Raw genomic sequence first — 15,564 nt, 5'->3', positions numbered from 1 at the left:
AGTTGCGAATACACTATCGCGGCGATTGTAGGGAGGTGCTAAATTTAGTGCAAGAATAATTGTTGCACTTTATGTGCTATTCTTGGCACATCAACACGACGCGTTTCCGCGAGGGATTTAAATGCAATAATAAAACTTGCATTTAAAGCAAAAGCAGGCCACCTTTAAATGCAACAAACAAAGATGCTTTTTTTGGTGAGCTGAGCGGGGGGAAACAAAGTGAACAGTGAAGGCTTTATTCACGATTTACTCGACTGGATCGACAACAACATTGAAAGCCGTCTCGACATTGACACTGTCTCCAGACGAGCCGGTTATTCGAAGTGGCACCTGCAGCGGATATTCAAAGAACATACCGGCTATCGTCTCGCCGAGTATATTCGCGCGCAAAAGCTGCAAAAATCGGTTGAGCGCTTAGCCCACAGTGACGAACCGATTTTAAACGTGGCGATCGCCCTGGGTTTTGACTCTCAGCAGTCCTTCAACCGCAGCTTTAAGCGCCATTATGGGCAGGCTCCCGGGGCATGGCGCCGCAGTATTGCTCGCCCTGAAACCCAGCTATTACGCCAGCAATCCACATAGGATCCCGTGGTTTTCGCGCTACTCGTTCAGGATGACATTGCCCGCCTGTCAGCCGCAGGCGCAATGAGTCAGTCGGCTTTACGGGTTGACAGGCATAAGCCTCAGAGACGGCGAAAAAGGGCCGCAAGTTTTCCTACCGCGTCTTCCATTTCCTTCTCCGTATAAGCCGCAAATCCCAGCAAAAAACCTGGGGATGCCGGTTTGCTGGCATACAGTCCGGTCAGCCCGAGCATATCAATACCTGCCCGGCGAGCAGCGGCGGCGACGGCAGTCTCTGACAGGCCATCTTTGAGATAGCAGGGCATCTGCATTCCCCCCGCAGGCGTTATGCCAACGACAAAATCAGCAAGATACTGTTCTAACAGGCTGGCGAGTTTGTCGCGCCGCGCGACATAGACCCCCCGCATCATCCGGACATAGGCGCTAAAATGGCCGCCCTCCAGAAATTTGGCCACTGTCAGTTGGGTCATTGAGGCGGTATGACCGTCCATTAATGTTCTTGCCATCGTCAGCGGCTCAACCAATTCTGCGGGAACGACCATCCAGGCAATGCGTAGCCCCGGAAAAAGAGATTTGGTAAACGTCCCGATATAGATGGTCCGGTTAAAGGCATCCAGACCCTGTACACAGGCCATCGGTTTCCCTTCATAGTGAAATTCACTGTCATAGTCATCCTCAATGATCCAGGCCTGGTGATGGTTTGCCCAGTTGATGACCGCTAGTCGTCGCTCGAGGGAGAGGGTGACACCGGTAGGATACTGGTGGGAAGGCGTGAGATAGAGAGCTTTCGCAGGCTCTGTCAGAGCATTTAGCGACGCAATGCATAAACCTTTCTCATCAAGAGGCACCGGAAGGCTGTTCAGTCCGGCAGTATCAAACGCTTTTTGTGCCCCCTGATAGACAGGATCTTCAACCGCGATGGCATCCCCGTTGTCCATCAGGACATGCGAACAGAGCGCAAGTGCCTGCTGGGAACTGGTCAGAATAATGATACGTTCTGGCGTGGCATGCGCGCCGCGCTCCAGATTGACATATTCAGCGATTGCCTGGCGTAAGCGTTCTGTCCCCTGTGGAGGGCTTTGTTCCAGCGCATGGTGGCGATATTCTTTCAGTACCTGTCGCGCAAGTCGCTCCCAGGTTTGAAGCGGAAACAGACGTGTTTCGGGGATCCCCGGCGCCAGCGGGCGGGGCAAGGAAAATTCGCGTATACCGCCGCTTCCATAAACCCGCTTTCCCCGCTTGCTGAGCGTTGGTTCACGTACCGCAGCAGCTGACTGCCGTTGCCGGGAATGTGATTTCAGAAAGCGGGCGCTGGCAGAAACGAAACTCCCTTTCCCCGTGTGCCTTTCAATAAACCCTTCAGCGTGCAGACGCGTATAGGCAGTTTCAATGGTATCCCGGGAGACATTGAGTGATGTGGCTAATGCTCGTGAGGCGGGAAGGGCTTTGCCGTGAGATAAAATCCCTTCCAGTATCAGCGCCCGTATGGCTCTTTGAATCCTTTCATGAAGAGGCAGCGATCCGTTTGCGGGATCACTCATCCAGGCTTTTACCGTTTCAAGTTGTGCATGCTTAAACATCCTTTTCTCCGTATGGCTTCCCTTATTACCCAGTCTATAACAGGTTTGCCTGATGCCAGAAGATAAATTGGTCTGCTTCATTGGGCAAAATTGGTGGGGCTAAACGTGCCATTTCAACCATATGATTGTTCCCGAAGATTAAATGACGGGCAGGGTGGAGTGGGCTGCGATAAGAGTCGCGACAGAGGGATAATATGCCGCCCTATCACGATAGCGAGAATAAGAGGCGCTGTAGCCGCAGGTCATTTTAAGGCGCGAGTGTTACGCCTCCCTGTATCGGTGTGCTAATCGCAAAAACGCCCTGTGCTTTCTTTTTTTAAAACGTTAAGCCTATCAATATGCCTGCGCGTTTAATTAATGACTATCCCCATTCAGTGAACAACGAGGTTATTATTATGAATACAGTATCTATCGCAATCGAAGCTGCCAGTGAAATGGATTATGAAAGCTGGTTACCATTGTGGAAAAATTATCAAATTTTTTACAACGTTGATATTCCCGACGCGATCACAAAGCGCACCTGGGAGCGCTTTGCCAATCCAATCGAGCCGATATTCTGTGCCGTCGCGAAAAGTAATGGAGAGGTGGTGGGTTTCGCACATTATCTTTTTCACCGTTCCACCTGGGCGGAGAGCGATTATTGTTATCTGGAAGATTTATATGTCAGCGAAAATATTCGCGGCAAACACATTGGCAAACTGTTAATTGAATATGTTCAGAAAGAAGCCAGAAAACGTCATGCCAGCCATCTTTACTGGCACACCCATGAAGCAAACTATCGTGCGCAAAGATTATATGACTGGATTGCAAAAAAAAGCGGCATGATTGAATACCGGATGCAGGTAAGATAATTCGCCGTTAACTTATCATCGCCCCCTTAAACAGATGCCGGAAAGCCTCTTTTATTTACGGGGGAGTCATCGGTCGAAAAGAGAAGGCCAGTGATTTCTGACAGAACGCGTGTTCAACACTGGCTTTTCATCCGTGTGGCGACGCCACATGGGCATCATGGGATTTCTGACGTCGAAATACCCCAGGCGGCATGCCCACATATTTCGTGAAGGCGACATTGAATGCACTCGCCGACTGGTAACCAATCCGGAATGCGATCTGTTCTATTTTATCTGTACTACTCAACAGTGCTTTTCGCGCTAACGACATTCGCCAGAAGAGCAGATATTGCATCGGCGGCATCCCGACCGTCTCGTTGAATATGGCAAAGAAAGAGGAACGGGACATTGCGCAGTGGCTGGCGAGGTGCGCTATTTGCCAGTCAATGTCGGGTTTTTCATGGATGAGATGGAGCGCAATGGCGATCTTTTCGTGTTGTAACCCTTGCAGGATACCTGCCGTTTTCGACAAATCATGATGACTTCGCAACGATTCAACCAGTAATAGCTGTAAAAGGCGCATCAATACCACCTCACGTCCTGGTCGCCGGGCCTGGCTTTCGTCCAGCAGAAGTTCAAGCAATGTGACAAACCTGCGTTGTCCTTTAATCAGGATCTCATTGGGAAGTAGGGCAACGATAAGCTGTTTGTCCGGCGTGTCGAATTCACAGTGCCCCACATTCATCAGAAATTCAGCCGGCCCCGTTGTTGAGCCAATTCTTACGTGCCCATCGCCAATAAGGGTCGGCGTCGTAATGCCAACGGGTGTTAACGCACCCGCACTGGTGTTTTCAAAGGTATAGGTAGCGGGGATCAGAACGAAATCGCCGGAAACGAGTAATTTCGGCGCTTTGCCGTTAATACTCATCAGACATTCGCCTTGTAACACTGCGCAATAAAAAGCCTCTCCGGAAGACTCCCGAACAATACGCCACTGGCCGGCCCCTTCAACGAGTTTGGTATGGGTTGGCCTGGGATTGAGCAGGGTAACAATATCGGTTAACGGATCTGACATTGGACGCTCTCTAAATTTAACTGGATTTTTGATTATATATTGTCCATGCAGAGGCGGCTATGATCCTGGCTCTTGCCAACGAAGAGGTTTAACTATGTCTACTGCACTGATTACCGGATGTTCATCGGGTTTTGGGCTTGCAACAGCAAAACTCTTTTTAGAGAAAGGCTGGAAGGTAGTTGCCACCATGAGAACGCCTGGTCCCACGCTATTCCCTGAAAGCGACAGACTGACTATTCTGCCGCTGGATATCACGTCTGCTGACAGCATTGATAATGTGGTAAAAAAGGCCGGGGCGATTGACCTGCTGGTGAATAATGCCGGGTTGGGCGCACCGGTACCTGTTGAGCTCACGCCCATGGCAACCGCACAGCAATTAATGCATACCAATGTTCTGGGAACACTGGCATTAACCCAGGCTTTACTCCCGCAGATGAGAGAGAAAAAATCAGGAATTATCATCAATGTTTCATCGTCAGTAACAACCAAAGCGATGCCGTTGATTGGGCTTTATCGCGCCAGTAAAGCGTCGCTGAATGCCTGGAGCGAGTCATTAGCCATCGAAGTCAGGCCATTTGGTATTCGAGTTCATGTTGTCTTACCAGGGCGCTCGCCAGAGACGAAGTTTGGCGAAAATGCGCGGGCGTATTTTGGCGGACAAGGCGATCCGGCGTATGGAGAAATGGTGGATGCGTTTATTCAGATGGCGCGCGATACCGACTCGCCAGTGACGCACGCCGACGATGTCGCGAAGGCCATTCTTGCCGTTGCGGGCGATCACAACGCACCGCTGTATACCGCCGCCGGTGAAGATGCCAGGCATTATTTACACGAAGCGCAGCAGCGTTCCCCCTTTTCTTATTGATTTCCTGAGGCGAAAACCGTAATAACGCTGCGAGACGATCGCGTTGGTGATAAGTATGAAACAAGAGAGGCTGTTATTATTTCTTGCCGTTAAGGGTGGCTGAAAGGCCATACTCCTGCTTATTGCCAACAGGCAACAAATGACGCTGGGATAAAAAAGCAGTTACCGTCCCTGGTGCCCGAAAAAAGGAACATAAAGATGTCTGCTGAACGGGAATATTATGCCGATGACGAAGGCACCGCAGTTGATTTGCTTTTACCGGCATTCGGCTCTCAATCTGTCCAGTGCATAAATCTGGACGCACATTCGCCTGATGACAAAATGAGGGCCGATATCCAGTTTCTTATTGAGAAACAGAACGCTTTCTCGCAGAAAATCACTGCACAAACGCAGGCTTACTGCAAACGCGTGTATGGCGCAGAGGCAACAGAACTTATTCTGGTGAAAATCTATCTTTCCCCTGATGAGAAAGGTCGTTTCGGATTTATGTTTACAACCGACAGAGATCATGAGCACGGAATAGGGCTCAAATTTATGGGGCTTGAGCTAAAAAGCGTGGGGAGCAGCGAAACTGCGTTTTTATAACACCCGCCTTCCGGGCTGCATACTCCCCTCACTTAAATCCTCCTCACAAGGGAGACTCTGACTCACCCTGCGATGATCTCGCTTTCTGCGAATGACTTATAAGCCATACGCGCTGAGATCCGGCCCTCGCGGGACAATCCCGTTCGGGTTGAGCGCTTTGATGGAATAGTAGCCCTGCTTGATATGGTCAATATTCACCGTTTCCCGGATGCCCGGTACCGCCAGCATTGTCCGCAGATAGCGGTCCAGATTCGGGTACTGCGCAAGCTTACGCAAATTACATTTGAACACCCCATGGTAGGCGGCATCAAAACGCACCAGGGTCACAAACAGGCGAATATCGGCTTCGGTTAGCTGCCCACCGCAGAGAAAATCCCGCGTTGCAAGGCGCGCTTCCAGCGTATCGAGCATAGCGAACACATCGCTGACCGCCTCTTCATAACTCACCTGGGTAGTGGCAAAACCAGCGCGATACACCCCGTTATTCAGCGTTGGGTAAATCGCGGCGTTGAGCTGGTCAATCTCTTCGCGCAGGGCGGCGGGGTAGAGATCAATGTTGCCACGCGCCAGTTCGCCAAAGCCGCTATTAAGCATCCGCACGATATCCGCAGACTCGTTATTGACGATGGTGTGGGTTTTCTTATCCCACAGTACCGGAACCGTCGCGCGACCCGTAAACATCGGATCTGCATGGGTATAAAGCTGATGCAGCCACTCGACATTATTTAGCGTATCTCTGTCAGCGCCGGGGTAATCGCCGAAATGCCAGCCTTCCTCCAGTAACCAGGGTTCTACCACGGATACACTGATAACCTCTTCCAGCCCCTTGAGTTTGCGGGCAATCAGCGTGCGGGAGGCCCACGGGCAAATCAGTGCGACATACAGATGGTAGCGATCCGGTTCGGCGATAAAACCGCCTTCGCCCGTAATACCGGGCGATCCGTCAGGCGTCACCCAGTGGCGAAAACTGGAGGTCTGGCGGACAAATCCACCTTTTTCATCGGTGGCCTGCACCGGGTGCCAGTCCGCCGTCCATTTTCCGTCAATCAGCATGCGTGATCCTTAACCTTTAAAAGGGGTCGGTTTGAGCGCGTATTTTCCGTCACCGGTCAGCGCCAGTGCAAGCAGGCCAACTATCCAGAATGCCGGGAATTCCCAGCCACCGTTCGGGTTAGTGAAGAAAAAGCCCGCCGGACCGTGCACGGTAAAGATAGCCCCCAACAGAATCGGAATCAGCACGATGGCAACGATACGGCTATAGATCCCGAGGATTAGCGCAATTGCTCCCACCAGCTCAACCGCCATGGTGAGATACGCCAGACCGCCGGGCAGACCCAGGGAGGCAAAAAATTTCGCTGTGCCCGCCGGAGTAAAAACGAAGAATTTCAGGCTAAAGTGCGCCAGAAACAGAATGCCGAGCGTCAGGCGCAGTAGCAGGGATGCATAGGGGGCCGTGCGTGAATCAGTCATGGTGGTGTCCTCTCGAATAGGTTGATGAGAGGACTATAGAGTGTTTCCAGCTCAATGATTATTGGGTCGAAAAGAGGATGTTTATTTCCACAATGGAAATAATACTGCCTAGGAAACTGAGGCGTAGGTTGTCGCCAGAAAATCGATTAATACCCGGGATTTCTGCGCCAGGTAGCGGGCAGGGGGATAGACCGCGTATAGCGCCAGCGGCGGCGCTTCAAAGGCAGCCAGAACGGGCATGACACGCTGTTCATTCAGGGCTTTTTCAGCGATAAACATCGGTACTCTGGCAATTCCAAGCCCGGCACAAGCGGCCTCAATACAGGCCTCCGCGTTGGAAAACTTGATTCGCCCGCGAACCGGTTGCAAATGCATCTGCTGCCCGGCATCGCGAAACGACCAGTGCCAGGGATCGCGAAAATTGGTATCGACGATCAGGGCATGCTGCTCCAGTTCTGCCCAGTGTTGAGGTTCGCCGTGGCGCTCAAGATAGCTTCTGGCGGCGACGACCACATTGCGAATCGGGCATAAACGGCGGGCAATAAGGCTGCTGTCGGTCAGGCTGCCGATACGCAGGGCCAGATCAAAACCTTCATCCACCACGTTAACCAGCCTGTCGGAAAAGCTGACATCCAGCTCGATATCCGGATAGCGGCGGGCAAATTCCACCAGATAGGGCGCCAGTTGCGAAACGCCAAATGTGACCGGCGCAGAGATGCGCAGTAGCCCGGAAGGGGCGTTGGCGCTGTTGCGAACGGAATCATTAAGCGCGTCATAATCGACCAGGAGCTGACGGATACGTTCGTAGTAGGCCAGTCCTACCTCCGTGGGGGTCAAAGATCGGGTGCTACGGCGCAGCAGGTTAACGCCCAGTTCACTTTCCAGCCGGGAGATCAATTTCGATGCCTGACCGTGGCTGGTGCCGCACCGCTGCGCCGCCGCCGTAAAACTCCCCGTTTCCATCACTGCGACAAACATACGATCGCAATCCAGCCGCTCCATTCGTTCTACCCGCTTATCATCAGCAAAAAAATACCATAGCAAAACCCAGGGACTGCCGCTGACGTTTTCAGTGTGTCAGCGCGCAGGTTGTACACTCATTTGTGACAATGTCACGTCATTAAAAGCATGGATAAGCCACTGTTTGAACTGTTGTACATTACGGCGGGTGGCCTTTTCCGCGCTGGTGACAAAATAATAATTGCCGCCAGGGAGCGCGCCCGGCAGGGCGATATGGAGTAACCCTTGTGCCAGCGGATACTGGATAAGCAGCTCGCTCGCCAGCAAGACGCCCTGTCCGGCAATCGCCGCCTGAATCGCATGCGTCTCATCATCAAAACGAATACCTGCCTGCACGGCTAACTCTGCCGGGCCAAAGGTCTCCTTCCAGTACTGCCAGTCTGGCTCGGGTGTCGGCACATGGCGGTTTTCGATGTGAAACAGCGTCAGTCCTGCCAAATCCTCCGGGCTTTGCAGCCTCAGCGCAGGGCTGGCAACCAGAACAAAACGGTCACGCCAGAGCAAGGTGCTTTCCAGCGATTCGTCCGCCTGCATGCTATAGCGAATGGCGCAGTCGGCCATCGCGCCGCGCACATCCACCAGGCTGGTGCTGCTGTGAAAGCGTAGCTCTAGGTCCGGGAGCTGCTGGTGCAAAAGCGGCAGGCGCGGTACCAGCCAGTTCGTCAGGAAATTCGAGGTCGTGCTGAGCGTCAGTGCATCGGGCGGTGCGCCGGCCTCGATAAGTGTTACCGCTTCACGCAGGGTGGTGAACATATTTTCCGATGCGCGAAACAGGATTTCGCCGCTTGCTGTCAGCGTTACCGCGCGGGCAGAACGGATGAACAGGCGTTGACCGAGGGTCTCTTCCAGTTGGCGAATCTGGTGGCTGATAGCCGTGGAGGTGACGCCAATTTCCTCAGCGGCCAGTTTAAAACTGGCGTGGCGGGCAACGGCATCAAAAGCGCGGATAGCGCCCAGGTGGGGAAGGCGGCGTAATTTCATGGATGAATTTAACTCATTTTTGGCTGAAAACTATGACATTGATTGCCTGACATAATGACGGTTAGCCTGTGTAAAGAACAAGTAATCCATGAGGATTATTCATCATTACTTAACAAACAGGAAGCCTGATGACGCACATTAATCTGACGACGACGCCACACGCTTCGCGCGCATTTTCTCTGCTGGTGCCGGGCATTGCACAAGCGCTGATTGCACTCGATTACGCCATTGTTTACGTGGCGCTGCCCACCCTGGCGCAGGATTTAGCGCTCTCGCCCGGTGAAATGCAATGGGTTGTTTCCCTCTACGGGCTGATCTTTGCCGGGTTGTTGCTGCTGGGGGGAAGCCTTTGCGATCGTCTGGGCGCCCGGCGGATATTCATTCTCGGGATGGGGCTGTTTTTATTCTCATCAGTCATAGGCGGGCTGGCGCACAGCGCCGTGCTGTTGTTAATCGCCCGTGGCGGCCAGGGTAGTGCGGCGGCGCTGATGCAACCGGCGATACTGGCGCTGATGGCGCAGCATTTCCAGGGGGAAGCGCATCGCCGGGCGCTGGCTATCTGGAGCGCGACTGGCGCCCTCGGGCTGGTAGCCGGGGTGATGCTGGGCGGCTTGTTGGCGGAGTTCAGCTGGCGGGCTATCTTCTTTATCAATCTGCCGCCAGGGCTGCTGGCGCTCTGGCGGGTTAGCCGGGACTTTCCGCTGTTGCGAACCGAAAGGGAGAAACCGCGTGCAGGGCTGGGGGCGCTTGCAGGCTGTGCCACCGCCGGGGCGATAGTCTGGGCGCTGATGCGCTATGCCGAAACCGGGCAGCCTGATTTTCTGGCAAACCGTCTGGCGCTGGGCATGCTGCTGCTCTTTATCGCGCATGAGCGCTTTGCCGCAAGACCGCTGCTGTCAGAACAGCTTCGCACATTACCGGGTTTACAAAGCGGCTGGATCAGTAGTGCCTGCTATATGGCAAGCGTTGGTAGCCAGTTCTATGCCATGACGCTGCTCTGGCAGCAGACATTCGGGCTGGGGGCGGTAGTGACGGGGCTACTGTTTACCCCGCTGGCATTATTGATTGTGGCTGGCAATGGGCTCTATACCCGCCTGAGCGCACGCATTTCCAGTGCAGGCGTGTTAACCGTTGGGTTTGGTGCTGCGGCGCTGGGGCTGTGGCTGCTGTCGACGACGCTCAATTTGCCGTTTTCGATCGCCTTCATGCTGGGCATTGCGCTGAGTGGTCTGGGGCACGGGCTGATTTATCCGGCGATGTTTGCCATCGGGCTGACGGCGACGCCGGTGATGCTACAGGGGCGGGCCAGTGCGCTGATGGTCACCAGCCAGTACGCCGCCGGGGCGATGATGCTAGCTATTATCACCGTGCTGTTGGGGGCGCATCCGTCACTGGAGGCGTGGCGTAATGTCTTTCAATGGCTGACCGGGGCCGCGCTGGTGGGGATGTGTGTGGCGTTCTGCGCCCGACCGTCATCGTAATGTCCGGCTCATGACCTCTATTTCGCCTGTCATGAAAGGCAGGCGAACCCGGTTACCCCAGCAAACCCAGTTTTCTTGCCCGGTTTACCGCCTGAATACGTCCGTTCACCGCCAGCTTTTCATATAACTGCTTATGGTGCCATTTCACCGTTTCGACCGAAATCCCAAGCGTGCGTGCGATGCCTTTATTGGAATGTCCTTCGGCGATCAACTGTAAAGTCTGCCGCTCGCGCTCGGTCAACCGTAGCCCGTCCGTCACGGCTTCGCATGGAGTCCACGGAGAAAGCCCCAGGGGCATCAATATCTCTTGCGCGGCGGCGATAATGGCGGTAGATGCCGTATCGGAATGGGGCTGCTCACGCAAGCGGCTAAGCAGCGCCAGCAGCTCTGGCCCGCCGTTGAGCAGTGTGCGCTGCATTTTTTGCGCGACGGCCTGCGGGAGCGCCGGAACGCAGGCGGCGATGGCCTGTTTCTCTTCTCCGGCTCGCCAGAAGGCCACGGCCTGCTGGATGCGTGAGCGTGTTGCCGCCAGCCATTCGCCACAGCGCTCCTGTTCGTTTATCAGGGAGGTCAGCCTTTTTGCCGCCGTCAGCGCATCGCCTTCGGCAAGTAACAGGCGGCTCTCGCAGATCCCCCTGTGCCAGCCGACGACCTCATTTTCCGCCGCCCCCGGCTCGCTCGCCAGTTGCTGTAGTAAAGCGAACTGCCTGAGAGCATGATCCTTATTGCCGGTATCAAGGTGGAGTGTGATTTCTTCGGCAATCAGCGCAATGCGCGCTCGCCACCAGCCGCGCTGCATGCATAACTGCCCGGCATGGCGCAAAAGTGCCAGTGCCTCATCAGGCTGCGCATTCAACTGCGCCTGACGTGCAAGGACCACGTAACACAGACTAAGACCATCCGGTGGGCAAAAATCATCAATCATGCCGAGACGCAGGTTCAGCAAACTGTTGACCTGTCCGATGTCGCCGCGCTCCCAGGCAATATCAGCCAGTAACGGGGCAAGCGTTGCACCACTACTGGAATTTTGCCCGGTATGTTGTTCTGCGTGGTGCAGCGCCCGGGTGGCCTGGCATTCGGCTTCTTGCAGATTCCCCTGACGCAGTTGGCCGAGCGCCAGCACAAAGACCCGGTAGACCTCAACAAACAGGTTGCGGTTGCTGACCTGGTTGCCGGAAACGTGCTGCTGAACGTCCAGCGCCCGCTGCGGACGGGCAAGGGCGAGATGGCAATAACTGAGGATGTTACAGACCAACCCATCCACCCAGATATCGCCACAGGGGACCTCATTGAGCAACGGTTCAACAAGAAGCAGACTGGCAGAGATGTTATCGGCGAAGGCCTCACAGATGGCCCGCACCACGCGCTGTTTTACCCCCGTGGAGCGCGTCAGATATTCTGCGCCATTCGCCATCATCGCATCAATGGCATCAAGCAACTGACGGGCGTCTGAAAAGCGGAAATGGTGCGCCAGCGCCCAGGCCAGATTGAGCTGTAATTCAATGCGCGACGGATCCGGTGTGGCAGGCAGATAGTGGATCCAACGCACCATGGTGTCGATATCGCCTTCTTCGGCCAGCGACTGTGCCCCGGCTTCTGCATGGCGAGTGAGCGACTTTCCGGCCGCCAGTGCATGACGTATCGCTTCCGCCCAGAGCTGCTGGGCGGCGAACCAGTTACCCGCACGCTCATGAAGCTGACTGATATCAATAGTTGGATCCTGTTGCAGGCGTTGGGAGAGGGCGTCGCGCATCAGGGGGTGGTAGCGAAACCAGAATCCGGCATCATCCAGCGCGCTAAGAAACAGGTTGTGTTGCTCAATCCATGTGAGCATCGCTCTGCCATTATTCAATCCCGTTACCGCATCACACAGCGCCGGATGCAGGCGATTAAGTACAGAGGTCAACATCAGGAAGTGGAGCGTGCCTGGGGGCAGCGGTGCGAATATGACCTCTTCAAGATAGCGGTTGATAGAGCGCGAACCGCCACTGAGTGCCCCCATACTGCCTGGCGTCACGTCATGTTTGCGTGAAGAGAGGGCGGCAATTTTCATCCCCGCGACCCAGCCTTCTGTCAGGGTCATCAGTTGCGGAATATCGTGCTTGTTGACCGGCGGCGTGATCGATCGGGCGAAGTAGGCCTGGGCTTCTGCATCGTTAAAGCGCAGTTCGCTGTCTTCGATTTCCGTGTACTGATCCCAAAGGTGCAGGCGGCTGAGTACCAGAGGCAGACGGTTGCGACTGCCGATAATCAGATGTAACGACGCCGGGGCGTGGTGGAGCAGCCATGTCAGCCCGTCATGGATCTCGCGGCTTCGGATGCTCTGGTAATCATCGAGGATCAGATAGAGCGGGTGTGAACAGTGGTGAAGCTGATTGACCAGTTCTGCCAGGAACAGCGAAAAATCGCCAGGATGCGCCCCTTCCGGATAACGCGCGAAGGTGTCGCTCCAGCACGGATAGAGCGGACTCAGTGCTGCCAGCAGGTAGCGCATGAAGAGCAACGGCGTGCTGTCTTCTTCTTCCAGACTAAGCCATGCCAGCGAATCGCCCTGCGCCTGACGGTGTTGATACCACTGGGAAAGCAGCGTGGTTTTGCCGAACCCGGCTGCCGCGCAGACCAGCGTCAGGCTACCGGAGGCGGCGTTATCCAGTCGCGTAAGCAGGCGGTCGCGTTGCAGCAACAGGCCTGGGGTACGCGGCGGCGTAAGTTTTGTGCGGATCAGCGGGAGTTTGCGTGTAAAGCGAAAAGGTTCTTCGTCAACGTTCTCTGTGGGCAGGTGACCTGTGGGGGACAAAAATGCCATACAACCGCGACCTCGTTCTGTTCTCTTTCCGACGAGTGTACTCAAGGAGGCAGAGCGGAACCAGCGTTACGCCCGTACGACACTTGGCCTGGCGTGCTCACCCCCCCATCAGAGGGGGTAGGCCGCGTTTCGGGCGGGCGGTAGTGTAAGGCCTGTCTGCTGCCGTGACTAAGGCAGTGTTTTTCCTGTCAGGATGAGGTGAAGAAAAGTATGGCTATCGAAAATAAAGTCGCGCTGGTAACCGGTGCCGGTCAAGGGATTGGGCGAGGCATTGCGTTGCGTCTGGCCAAAGATGGCGCGGCAATTATGCTGGTGGATATGAAGGCAGAGGCGCTTGAGGCGGTCGCCGCTGAGGTTCGGGCATTAGGGCGCAAAGCTGCCACCTTTGTGGCCGATATCTCCGATCGCGACCAGGTTTACGCGGCTATCGCTCAGGCGGAACGCGAACTGGGCGGTTTTGACATCATCGTTAACAACGCCGGTATCGCGCAGGTACAACCGCTCTCCGATGTCACCCCGGAAGAGGTGGATCGCATTATGCGGATTAACGTGCAGGGCACCCTGTGGGGAATTCAGGCTGCGGCGAAAAAATTCGAAGAGCGTAAGCAGAAAGGCAAAATTATTAACGCCTGTTCCATTGCCGGTCACGATGGTTTTGCGATGCTGGGCATTTACTCGGCGACAAAATTTGCCGTCCGTGCGCTGACGCAGGCGGCGGCGAAAGAGTATGCCAGCCGGGGCATCACGGTGAATGCCTATTGTCCGGGTATCGTGGGCACCGGGATGTGGACCGAAATCGACCAGCGTTTCGCGGAGATCACGGGTGCGCCGGTGGGTGAAACGTATAAGAAATATGTGGAAGGGATTGCGTTGGGCCGTGCCGAAACTCCGGACGATGTGGCAAGCCTGGTCTCTTACCTGGCAGGCCCGGATTCGGATTATGTCACAGGCCAGTCGATTCTGATTGATGGCGGTATTGTTTACCGTTAAGCGTGTTCTTACACGTAAAAAGGGTCAGCGTGGCTGACCCTTTTTCATACGTGCAGTAAATCAGTTGAAGCGTGCGGTAATGGCCGCAACACGTTCACCGAATTTGGTCGCCGTGGCGAGGTCGCCAGAAGGAATCTTATCAGCGCCCGCATCGGAAGGAGACTGCACCAACAGGCCTACAGAACCGCCCAGGTTGTTCAGATCTTCACGCGATGCAGCCAGCGTGTTCGCCGGAGGCAAACCAAGACTCACCCACACACCGCCGTGCTGAGACGCCAGGGTTTGCAGGTACTGTAACGTGACCTGTTTGTCACCGTTCAGGCTCGCGCTATTACTGAAACCGGCGAAAATTTTATCCTGCCAGCTACGGGTAAACCACGCCTTAGAAGTGGCATCGGCAAACTTTTTAAATTGCCACGGTACACCGCCCATGTAAGTCGGCGCGCCAAAAATAATCGCCTTCGCGTTGTTTAACTTTTGCCAGTCGCTCTCGGTGATTTCGCCATTTTCATTAATCGCAATCAGCTCAGCGTTGGCGCCGGCAGCGACATTTTCCGCAACCAGGGAAGTGTGGCCGTAGCCAGAAAAATAGACAACAACGATACTCATAGGTAATCCCTCAATGGTGAATGATTATTCTTTATTACCAGACAAACTGTATTTCCCGGCGCCAAGAAACATAATGCACAGGCCTCCGAGGAAATAGAGTGCTTCACTTTCAAGTCCCCATGCCCCGACGTTGGTCAGGGTAAAGAATTTATCGGTACCCACCAGCAAGGTTGCCACCACAATGTTAAAGGCATAAATAAAAGCGGCAGGGCGGGTTAACCAGCCAATAATGATCAGGACGGGTGCAACAATTTCTCCAATATATACACCCTGGGCGATAAAACCGGGTAATCCTTTAGCTTCAAGCATTGCGGAAATCCAGCCTGTGCCGTGGTTCACTTTGGCAACGCCATGAAAAAGCATTAAAATGCCGAACGTCAACCGAAGCAGTAATCGACCAAAATCAGGATGCCTGGTGTACCGGGTAAACGTTTCATCAAATTTATTCAACACGATGTCATCTCTTATTTCGTCGCGCCACTGACTGCCGCGTTATTGTGCGAAAGGTGGTCGAATGTTCTCAGGTTTATTTTATCGACACTGGATTGCGCAAGGTATGTATAAATACTTTGTCATTCAGAGTGCCTTAGTATCCAATAGATACCTGAAGCGATTTATACACATTATCCTGTGGTCATGAAAGAAGGCACCTGAAGGCCACTAAGTTTCCCTGAGGAAACCTTGTAAGAG

Annotated in this window: 15 protein-coding genes; 6 read left to right on the top strand and 9 right to left on the bottom strand. The window is 54.3% G+C overall.

What is annotated here, in order from left to right; all coding sequences use genetic code 11:
• Positions 1 to 219 precede the first annotated feature (219 nt).
• Positions 220 to 582 carry a helix-turn-helix domain-containing protein gene (locus AB182_RS14540; protein WP_047370723.1) on the top strand — a complete coding sequence of 121 codons (363 nt, stop codon included), beginning with the start codon at positions 220 to 222 and terminating at the stop codon, positions 580 to 582.
• Positions 583 to 683: 101 nt separating this feature from the next.
• On the opposite strand, the gene pdxR is transcribed toward AB182_RS14540, so the two are convergent.
• Positions 684 to 2,162 (bottom strand): MocR-like pyridoxine biosynthesis transcription factor PdxR, encoded by a 1,479-nt coding sequence (gene pdxR / locus AB182_RS14535; protein WP_047370722.1) that lies wholly within the window; start codon positions 2,160 to 2,162, stop codon positions 684 to 686.
• Positions 2,163 to 2,557: 395 nt separating this feature from the next.
• Here pdxR and AB182_RS14530 point away from each other — a divergent pair, with 395 nt between their 5' ends.
• Positions 2,558 to 3,013, top strand: coding sequence for a GNAT family N-acetyltransferase (locus tag AB182_RS14530; RefSeq protein ID WP_177328618.1), 456 nt, complete (start codon positions 2,558 to 2,560; stop codon positions 3,011 to 3,013).
• Positions 3,014 to 3,140: 127 nt separating this feature from the next.
• Here the strand turns inward: AB182_RS14530 and AB182_RS14525 are convergent, their stop codons facing one another.
• Positions 3,141 to 4,067, bottom strand: a complete 927-nt coding sequence (locus AB182_RS14525) for an AraC family transcriptional regulator (protein ID WP_047370721.1) — start codon at positions 4,065 to 4,067, stop codon at positions 3,141 to 3,143.
• A 94-nt stretch (positions 4,068 to 4,161) separates the two neighbouring features.
• On the opposite strand from AB182_RS14525, the gene AB182_RS14520 reads away from it, so the two are divergent.
• Both AB182_RS14520 and AB182_RS14515 read left to right on the top strand, forming a co-directional pair.
• Entirely contained in the window at positions 4,162 to 4,932 is a 771-nt protein-coding gene (locus AB182_RS14520) for an SDR family oxidoreductase (protein ID WP_047370720.1), read from the top strand.
• A 198-nt stretch (positions 4,933 to 5,130) separates the two neighbouring features.
• On the top strand, positions 5,131 to 5,517 hold the full coding sequence (locus AB182_RS14515; protein WP_047370719.1) for a hypothetical protein: 387 nt from the start codon (positions 5,131 to 5,133) through the stop codon (positions 5,515 to 5,517).
• A 96-nt stretch (positions 5,518 to 5,613) separates the two neighbouring features.
• Here the strand turns inward: AB182_RS14515 and AB182_RS14510 are convergent, their stop codons facing one another.
• The 4 genes from AB182_RS14510 to AB182_RS14495 form a co-directional block, all read right to left on the bottom strand.
• The gene (locus AB182_RS14510; protein ID WP_047370718.1) at positions 5,614 to 6,570 is read right to left on the bottom strand and encodes a glutathione S-transferase family protein; all 957 of its coding nucleotides are present in this window, start codon (positions 6,568 to 6,570) and stop codon (positions 5,614 to 5,616) included.
• A gap of 9 nt (positions 6,571 to 6,579) precedes the next feature.
• On the bottom strand, positions 6,580 to 6,987 hold the full coding sequence (locus tag AB182_RS14505) for a DoxX family protein (protein WP_047370717.1): 408 nt from the start codon (positions 6,985 to 6,987) through the stop codon (positions 6,580 to 6,582).
• A gap of 108 nt (positions 6,988 to 7,095) precedes the next feature.
• The gene (locus AB182_RS14500) at positions 7,096 to 7,989 is read right to left on the bottom strand and encodes a LysR family transcriptional regulator (protein WP_047370716.1); all 894 of its coding nucleotides are present in this window, start codon (positions 7,987 to 7,989) and stop codon (positions 7,096 to 7,098) included.
• 75 nt (positions 7,990 to 8,064) lie between these two features.
• Positions 8,065 to 8,988, bottom strand: a complete 924-nt coding sequence (locus tag AB182_RS14495) for a LysR substrate-binding domain-containing protein (protein WP_047370715.1) — start codon at positions 8,986 to 8,988, stop codon at positions 8,065 to 8,067.
• Between the two features lie 128 nt (positions 8,989 to 9,116).
• Here AB182_RS14495 and AB182_RS14490 point away from each other — a divergent pair, with 128 nt between their 5' ends.
• The gene (locus AB182_RS14490; RefSeq protein WP_052958835.1) at positions 9,117 to 10,469 is read left to right on the top strand and encodes an MFS transporter; all 1,353 of its coding nucleotides are present in this window, start codon (positions 9,117 to 9,119) and stop codon (positions 10,467 to 10,469) included.
• A gap of 52 nt (positions 10,470 to 10,521) precedes the next feature.
• Here the strand turns inward: AB182_RS14490 and AB182_RS14485 are convergent, their stop codons facing one another.
• On the bottom strand, positions 10,522 to 13,275 hold the full coding sequence (locus AB182_RS14485; protein WP_047370713.1) for a LuxR C-terminal-related transcriptional regulator: 2,754 nt from the start codon (positions 13,273 to 13,275) through the stop codon (positions 10,522 to 10,524).
• Positions 13,276 to 13,485: 210 nt separating this feature from the next.
• Between AB182_RS14485 and AB182_RS14480 the strand changes: the two genes are divergently transcribed.
• Positions 13,486 to 14,265: an acetoin reductase gene (locus AB182_RS14480; protein WP_047370712.1), complete on the top strand. Its 780-nt coding sequence runs from the start codon at positions 13,486 to 13,488 to the stop codon at positions 14,263 to 14,265.
• A gap of 60 nt (positions 14,266 to 14,325) precedes the next feature.
• Here AB182_RS14480 and AB182_RS14475 read toward each other — a convergent pair whose 3' ends face one another.
• Both AB182_RS14475 and AB182_RS14470 read right to left on the bottom strand, forming a co-directional pair.
• Positions 14,326 to 14,874, bottom strand: coding sequence for a flavodoxin family protein (locus AB182_RS14475; protein ID WP_047370711.1), 549 nt, complete (start codon positions 14,872 to 14,874; stop codon positions 14,326 to 14,328).
• A gap of 24 nt (positions 14,875 to 14,898) precedes the next feature.
• Positions 14,899 to 15,327: a DoxX family protein gene (locus AB182_RS14470; RefSeq protein ID WP_047370710.1), complete on the bottom strand. Its 429-nt coding sequence runs from the start codon at positions 15,325 to 15,327 to the stop codon at positions 14,899 to 14,901.
• Positions 15,328 to 15,564 lie beyond the last annotated feature (237 nt).

This window comes from Phytobacter ursingii, from assembly GCF_001022135.1.
Taxonomy (GTDB): Bacteria; Pseudomonadota; Gammaproteobacteria; order Enterobacterales; family Enterobacteriaceae; genus Phytobacter; species Phytobacter ursingii.
This window is presented reverse-complemented; position numbering and strand designations above follow the sequence as displayed.